General features: G+C 66.3%; 1 protein-coding gene. It reads left to right on the plus strand.

The genetic code is table 11. From position 1 onward, the window contains the following. Nucleotides 1-155: 155 nt before the first annotated feature. Nucleotides 156-969, plus strand: an 814-nt coding sequence (locus FXB38_RS42470; RefSeq protein WP_148756763.1) for an IS91 family transposase, incomplete at its 3' end; no start/stop codon positions are given.

The raw sequence follows: 969 nt of genomic DNA on the forward strand, positions 1-969 counted from the left end.
TTATGAATCATGACCGCTCGGTCACGCCAAGCTCGACACCACGGCGCTCTATACCCGGGTTGCGACCAAGACGATCAGCGAGGTCATGAGCCCGCTGGAGCACATCGCGCTCAAGCTCAGGGAGATCCGGCCGCCCGGCTGACGCTGAGGCGCTTATGTTGCGCCCGGCACTGGAGGTTGCGGATATCTTCCGCGACCGTGGACCGGCATGGCGCAGAGCCAATGCCGGCCATGTCAGCCTCGAGCAGCTGAAGGTGATGTCGGCGATCGAGCGCTGCCGCACGGCAGCTCTCGGCGGCCATGTCGCGCGCTGCGCGGACTGCTTCTATACCACCATCGCCTACAACTCCTGCCGCAACCGCCACTGCCCGAAGTGTCAGGGCGCGGCCGCGAAGGAATGGCTCGCCGCGCGTGAAGCCGATCTGTTGCCGGTGCCGTACTATCACGTGGTGTTCACGCTCCCGGCGCCGATCGCCGACATCGCCTATCACAACAAGGCCGCCATCTACGACCTGCTGTTCAAAGTCTCGGCCGAGACCTTGACCACGATCGCGGCCGACCCAAAACACCTCGGCGCCCGCATCGGCATCACCTCGGTTCTCCATACCTGGGGCTCGGCCATGACCCATCACCCGCACGTCCACATGATCGTACCGGGCGGCGGCATCTCGCTCGACGGCGAGCGCTGGGTGGCATGCCGGGTGGGCTTCTTCCTCCCCGTGCGCGTGCTCTCGCGCCTGTTCCGCCGACTGTTGCTGGAGAAGCTGATCGCCGCCCACGAGGCCGGCCGCCTCCAATTCTTCGGCAACCATGCTGCTCTCGCCGACCCGCAGGCGTTCGCAGCCTATCTGGCGCCGCTGCGCCGAGCCGAATGGGTGGTCTATGCCAAGCGCCCGTTCGGCGGGCCACAGGCTGTGCTGGCCTATCTGTCGCGCTATACCCACCGTGTCGCCATCGCCAACAGCCGGC

Origin of the sequence: Bradyrhizobium cytisi (assembly GCF_008123515.1) — a bacterium.
In the GTDB taxonomy this organism is placed as follows: Bacteria; Pseudomonadota; Alphaproteobacteria; order Rhizobiales; family Xanthobacteraceae; genus Bradyrhizobium; species Bradyrhizobium cytisi.